Annotated in this window: 7 protein-coding genes; all 7 read left to right on the top strand. The window is 59.9% G+C overall.

All coding sequences use genetic code 11. From position 1 onward, the window contains the following. Nucleotides 1-463 precede the first annotated feature (463 nt). Nucleotides 464-802 carry a hypothetical protein gene (locus EEQ99_RS16915; protein WP_025570484.1) on the top strand — a complete coding sequence of 113 codons (339 nt, stop codon included), beginning with the start codon at nt 464-466 and terminating at the stop codon, nt 800-802. A gap of 139 nt (nt 803-941) precedes the next feature. Continuing rightward, complete coding sequence (locus EEQ99_RS16910; protein ID WP_025570485.1) at nt 942-1,148, top strand: hypothetical protein; 207 nt, start codon at nt 942-944, stop codon at nt 1,146-1,148. A 160-nt stretch (nt 1,149-1,308) separates the two neighbouring features. After that, on the top strand, nt 1,309-2,115 hold the full coding sequence (locus tag EEQ99_RS16905) for a pseudouridine synthase (protein ID WP_029733032.1): 807 nt from the start codon (nt 1,309-1,311) through the stop codon (nt 2,113-2,115). A gap of 5 nt (nt 2,116-2,120) precedes the next feature. Continuing rightward, on the top strand, nt 2,121-2,828 hold the full coding sequence (locus tag EEQ99_RS16900) for a phosphoribosyltransferase (protein WP_280178087.1): 708 nt from the start codon (nt 2,121-2,123) through the stop codon (nt 2,826-2,828). A 111-nt stretch (nt 2,829-2,939) separates the two neighbouring features. Next, nucleotides 2,940-3,884: a phosphoribosylaminoimidazolesuccinocarboxamide synthase gene (locus EEQ99_RS16895; protein ID WP_028756369.1), complete on the top strand. Its 945-nt coding sequence runs from the start codon at nt 2,940-2,942 to the stop codon at nt 3,882-3,884. A 108-nt stretch (nt 3,885-3,992) separates the two neighbouring features. Beyond that, complete coding sequence (locus EEQ99_RS16890) at nt 3,993-4,595, top strand: TetR/AcrR family transcriptional regulator (protein WP_028756368.1); 603 nt, start codon at nt 3,993-3,995, stop codon at nt 4,593-4,595. A gap of 156 nt (nt 4,596-4,751) precedes the next feature. Then, nucleotides 4,752-5,963, top strand: coding sequence for an efflux RND transporter periplasmic adaptor subunit (locus EEQ99_RS16885; protein ID WP_025570605.1), 1,212 nt, complete (start codon nt 4,752-4,754; stop codon nt 5,961-5,963). Nucleotides 5,964-6,000 lie beyond the last annotated feature (37 nt).

Below are 6,000 nucleotides of genomic sequence, written 5' to 3'. Positions count from 1 at the left end.
TTCCAAACTCGCGCCCAGAACACAAACCAGCAATCCGCCAATCCGCTTGAGGTTCTTTAGAACGAAAGACTTCGTCGCCAGCAGCGCCGCCGCCCTCGTTCAGTGAGGGGGCTTATAGAACTAACCCCTTTTCCAAGTCAACACACCTAGCCAAAGTTTTTTGACATTTTTGTAACAGGTTGATTCGGCTGGGGTTTTTGTCGGTGGATATTATCCACAGGGCGGATTCCCGGGACAGATTCCTGGAAAATCCTTTACCGGCCGGTCAAAAATCGATCGGAAAGTCGTTCTCAACCCCGAAAGATCGCGAAAAAACAGCGCCTTGAGCCGATTTATGGTTAACAGAGGATTAAACCGTCTCCGACCGGCGAGCTCTAAATTTCCGTCACAAATCAGCGGCTGACATTTCGGAACCTATCATCGACTTGGGTGTTTTCTTTCCCATTGAAGGAAGGAGACCGACATGGCTGCCAATACCGATGATATCAGAGCAACTGTCAGCAAGGACATCGCCGCACTCCAACAGGAAGTCTCGCGCCTGCAGAAGATGATTTCCGCTCAAGGCGCCGAAGCCTATTACGAAGTACGCGGCCGCGCCGGCAAGGCATACGACGAAGCCCTGCCCCGGGCAAAGAACGCCGTCGCCCAAATCAGGGCCGAAGGTGCGGCCGCCGCCGGCGCCGCCCGCGAGCATCCGACCGCAACGACCACTGCGCTGGCGCTTGCCGGCGCCATTGGCTTCCTCGCCGGATATCTGCTTTCCGGCAGTTCGCAGCCGCAGCCTCGCCACTGGTGGCGCTAAACAGACCACAGCCACCCATAAACCGGTTTTTACGCACCCGCCGATCCGTTTTTCGGCAGGGTGCGTAAATGCTTATGTCTTACAAAAACCAATTTTTAATGTGAGCTATGGGAACATAAAAAACGAAGGGAGGATCATCATGGAAAACAAGAGGGCCAACTGCATCATCGAAGTCAGCGTCGACGGCGCCAATGGCCGTCACGCGGTCGGCATCATGAATATGCGCCAGGCACTCGACCTGCCGGAAATGCCAAGCCTTTCTTATACACATCCGGACCCGGTCAAGGCCGCCGCCGGTATTGTCGTCAGCCGCCAAGAACTGGCGGGCTTCATGGCCTGCCACTGAGGCAGCGTTACCCTGTCAAAGCCCTGACGGCGCTTTATCCCAAAGCGCCGAAATTGTTTTGCGGCGTCTTTATATTCCCCTCGTTTTTTTGTTCCGATTGCTGGCATCCTTGTTCCGTTCATGCCAAGAAACGGCATCAAAAGCAGTACAAGGACGGCAGATGAGGGAGCGGCGCCCACCGCATAAGACGCGCGAGCGGACAAAGCCCGCCGATAACGCCGCGGCTAAGCGGGTTACCCTTCCCCGTGCCCTTTCCAAGCTCGGTTATTGCTCCCGCACCCAGGCCGAACGGCTGATTGCCGAAAACCGCGTTGCCGTCGACGGCCGCACGGTCAGCGAGACCTCGGCATGGGTCGATCTTAGCACTGCCAGGATCAGCATCGACGGCCTGGTCATCGCTGCCGAAGCGAAAATCTATCTGATGCTCAACAAGCCCCGCGGTCTCGTCACCACCCGCCACGATCCCGAAGGCAGGCCGACGGTATATGATTGCCTCAGGGATTTCGACATCCCGCATCTCTCTCCGGTCGGCCGGCTCGACAAGGCGAGCGAGGGCCTGCTGCTTTTCACCAACGACACCGAATTCGCTCAGATCCTGCTCGATCCGGTCACGCATGTGACGAAGACCTATCATGTCCAGATCGACGGCATCATGGACGACGAGGGCATTGCCGCGATGACATCGGGCATCCGCCACGACGGCGAGTTGCTGACGGCAACCGCCGCACGGCGCCTGCGCCAGGGCGACAGGAACTCATGGATCGAGGTTGAGCTGGACGAGGGCCGCAACCGCCAGATCCGCCGCATGCTGGAAGCGCTCGGAAGCGAATGCCTGCGCCTCGTGCGCGTTGCAATCGGCGGGCTCGCACTCGGCGAACTGCCGAAAGGCGCGGTGCGTGCCCTGACAGAGACGGAATTGCAGGCATTGCGCCGGAAGGCCGGGATGGAAAAGGCGAGACGCAATTGACTGAAATGACGGAGATGGCGCCGCACGATTTCTGGCAGGAGATTCACCCGTCGGGCACCTTTGCCGATGATGGCGAGTTCACCTCCTTCTATGTCGCCGTTCTCGAAGACGGCCGCCAGCTTCGCCTGCCGATCCGCGCGCTGGCGGATGGCGATCACGCTCTCGCTTCGCTGATCGTCAACCAGGCGAGCTTCGCCGTTCTCGATGCGTTCGCCGAAAGCCTCGCCGAAAAGATCAGGCCGATGCGCATCGATATCGTCGCCGGTCTGCCGACCCTCGGCCTGACGCTGGCCGCCGCCGTGGCGCAAAAGCTCGGCCACAGCCGCTACGTCCCGCTCGGAACCTCACGCAAATTCTGGTATCGCGACGAGCTCTCCGTTGCCCTGTCCTCGATCACCACGCCGATGCAGCAGAAACGCCTCTATATCGATCCGCGCATGCTGCCGCTGCTCAAGGGACGGCGCGTCGCGCTGATCGACGATGTGATTTCCAGCGGCACCTCGATCGTCGCGGGCATCAACCTGCTGACAGGCTGCGGCATCGAACCCGCCGTCATCGCCGCCGCCATGCTGCAATCGGAGCGCTGGCGCGAAAGCCTCGCGGCCGCTGGGCCGCAATGGACCACGCGCACCGTCGGCGTCTTCGCAACGCCTATTCTGGAGCGGAACGAAGCAGGCCGCTGGCAGGCACCATCGGCCAGACGCGGGACATGAGGATTGTTCTTCTTTGCTTGAGGGCGCCTCTGTCCAGCCTCGGCTTGACTTCCCCAGCAATAAAACTAGAGCAGGAAGTCTTCACCCAATAATCAAGGATAGTCGAGCGCCGTGCGAATTCTCTCCGAAGCCCATTTCCCCGAATTGCCGAACTATTATCGCGGCAAGGTGCGCGAGAATTACGATCTTCCGGACGGACGCCGTATCATAATCAGCACCGACCGGCTGAGCGCTTTCGACCGCATCCTTACCTGCATCCCCTATAAGGGCCAGGTCCTGACGCAGACAGCGCGCTTTTGGTTCGAGGCGACGAAGGACATCTGCCCCAACCACGTTCTCGACTATCCGGATGCGAATGTCGTCATCGGCAAGCGGCTCGACATCCTGCCGGTCGAGATCGTCGTGCGCGGTTATCTCGCCGGCACCACCGGTACCTCGATCCTGACGCTTTATAAAAAGGGTGAGCGCGAGATGTACGGCATGCGTCTGCCCGACGGCATGCGCGACAACCAGATCCTGCCCGAGCCCGTCATCACGCCGACCAGCAAGGAATTCGACGGCGGCCATGACGAGCCGCTGACGCCTGCCGAAATCGTCAGCCGCGGCCTTTTGACCAAGGAGCAGTGGGACACTCTGTCGGGATATGCGCTCGCCCTTTTTGCGCGCGGCCAGGAAATGGCGGCCAAGCGCGGTCTGATCCTCGTCGACACCAAATATGAATTCGGCACCGATGGCGACGGCAACATCATTCTCGCTGACGAGATCCACACCCCCGATAGTAGCCGTTACTGGCTTGCCGAAAGCTACCCGGCAAGTTTTGCCGCCGGAAAACGTCCGGAAAGTTTCGACAAGGATTTCGTCCGCGCCTGGGTTGCCGAGCGCTGTGATCCCTATAAGGACGAGATCCCTGAAATTCCTGTCGAACTGATCGAGCAGACCTCGGCCGTCTATATCAAGGCTTACGAGGCGATTACCGGCGAGCGCTTTGTTCCCGACAATAGCGGCGAGACGCCGCTTGCCCGCGTGCGAGGCAGCCTCGCTCCCTATTTCCCTTGACATGGCGATACATGAAAGCTGCCAGGCCGAGCATTGGCTTGGCAGCCTCCCTCCAATCGCGCTAGCATCAGAAAAAAGGGGCATCGGGCTCGGCCGGGCGGGGGACAGATGACGAGAAGGCCGAGACGCAAAGCCGAGGAAACGCGGGAGGACATCCTCTCCATGGCAGAGGTGCTGTTTCGTGAGCGCGGTTACCTCGCGGTGTCAATCGCCGATATCGCCAGTGCATTGCACATGTCACCCGCCAATGTCTTCAAGCATTTCCGTTCCAAGGTCGCGCTGGTCGATGCGATCGCCGGACGCCATCTCGACAATGCCACCGAGCGTTTCGCAGCCTTCGACCAGAATCTGCCGCCGAAGGAGCAATTGCTCCGCTTCGTCCTGCGCCTGCTGGAAGGTCATCTGCAGGACATTCAGAAAAATCCTTACATCTTCGAAATGGTGCTTTCGACGATCGAGGCCAAACTCGAGGCCGGCAACCGTTATCGCGCCCGAATCGAGTTGAAGCTCGGCGAGATCATCCGCGAGGGTATCGCGGAGGGGCGTTATCATTGCCGCGATCCCGAGCGCGCCGCACACACCGTCGCAGACCTCCTGGCCTGCGTATTGCACCCCATCCTCATCGCCCGCGACGACAAGGAAACCCTCGTGCACCGCGCCGAGGATATCGTCGGCTTTGTCGATGCCGCACTGCAAAATAACGCTTGCTAAGTGACGATTGCTGACTTACGTCACTTCATAAAGCTTTTGTTAAATTCGGCTAATGGCATTTGAAGCCAGATCAATCCTGACGCTTATATAAGCCTGCGTTCGGCCGGGCCGAGCCTGCGGATTGAACGCCGATTGCCACCGAACAGGGAATTCAGAATGATACGGCGTGCCCTCCTCCTCTCCACGGCCCTGGCGTTCGGCGCATTGCTCGCCGCCTGCAGCGACAATGCCGGCAAGCCCGCCGGCAATGCCGGTGCGGGCGCAGCACAACAGGCCTCGCCGGTCGGCGTGATCACCCTGAAAAAAGCCAGTTTCCCGATCACGACGATCCTTCCCGGCCGCGCCGAGACATTTCAGACAGCCGATATCCGGCCGCAGGTAAGCGGCCTTATCCGCGAGATCGCCTTTAAAGAAGGCGGCGAGATCAAGAAGGGCGACCTTCTCTACCAGATCGAGGATGCGCCCTATATCGCCGCCGTCGAGCAGGCCAAGGCGGCAATCTCCAAGGCGCAAGCCAGCGTGCCGAGCGCTGAAAGCAATCTCGACCGCTATCAGCGCCTCGTCGGCAGCGGCGCCACCCAGATCGAATTCGAAACAGCAAAGACGACGCTGCTCCAGGCCAAGGCCGAAGTCGAGTCGGCGAAGGCAGCACTTTCCGCCGCCCAGATCGACCTCGACCATACCAAGATCATCGCCCCCTTCGACGGCGTCATCGACCAGACGGCCTATAATGTCGGCAACGTCGTCTCGGCCAACCAGACGACGGCGCTGACGACGATCCGCCAGCTCGATCCGATCTACATCTCGCTGACGGAATCGAGCACCAACCTCTTGAAGCTGCGCGACGCGATGACCGCCGGCGACATCAAGGGTGCAGACAACGTCGCCTTCCACCTGATCCTCGAAGACGGCAAGGAATATAACCAGCAGGGCAAGCTCGACATGTCGAAGCAGGTGGTCAGCGAGACCACAGGCACCTTCATCATCCGCGTGCTCTTTCCCAATCCCGATCGCATCGTCCTGCCCGGCATGTATGTCCGGGCAACCGTCGAGCTTGGCGCCGAGGCCGGTTATGCATTGCCGCAGCTGGCGACGAGCCGTGATGCCAACGGCCGGCTGACGGCACAGTTCATTTCCGCCGAAGGCAAGGTCGAAACCCGTGCCTTCGAGAACAGTTCGCCCTCCAACAATTCCTGGCTCGTGACCGAAGGCATCAAGGACGGCGATCAGCTGATCGTCAGCGGCCTGCAATCGATCACATCAGGCATGCCGGTGAAACCGGTCCCGATGAAGATCAACGACAATGGCGTGGTCGTGGCTGCCGAGCAGCCAGCGGCCGGTGATGCTGAGAAGCCTGCAGCGAAATAATCGCTGAAGCCCCGCATCGTCACCGTCTCAGCCGCAC

The sequence above is a fragment of the Rhizobium anhuiense genome (assembly GCF_003985145.1).
In the GTDB taxonomy this organism is placed as follows: Bacteria; Pseudomonadota; Alphaproteobacteria; order Rhizobiales; family Rhizobiaceae; genus Rhizobium; species Rhizobium anhuiense.
The sequence above is the reverse complement of the archived record's forward strand: the minus strand, read 5'-3'. Positions and strand labels throughout refer to the sequence as shown.

Excerpts from the sequence above, each read along its gene's own strand:
- EEQ99_RS16915 (WP_025570484.1), top strand. The coding sequence starts at position 464 with ATGGCTGCCAATACCGATGATATCAGAGCAACTGTCAGCAAGGACATC.
- EEQ99_RS16910 (WP_025570485.1), top strand. The coding sequence starts at position 942 with ATGGAAAACAAGAGGGCCAACTGCATCATCGAAGTCAGCGTCGACGGC.
- EEQ99_RS16905 (WP_029733032.1), top strand. The coding sequence starts at position 1,309 with ATGAGGGAGCGGCGCCCACCGCATAAGACGCGCGAGCGGACAAAGCCC.
- EEQ99_RS16900 (WP_280178087.1), top strand. The coding sequence starts at position 2,121 with ATGACGGAGATGGCGCCGCACGATTTCTGGCAGGAGATTCACCCGTCG.
- EEQ99_RS16890 (WP_028756368.1), top strand. The coding sequence starts at position 3,993 with ATGACGAGAAGGCCGAGACGCAAAGCCGAGGAAACGCGGGAGGACATC.
- EEQ99_RS16885 (WP_025570605.1), top strand. The coding sequence starts at position 4,752 with ATGATACGGCGTGCCCTCCTCCTCTCCACGGCCCTGGCGTTCGGCGCA.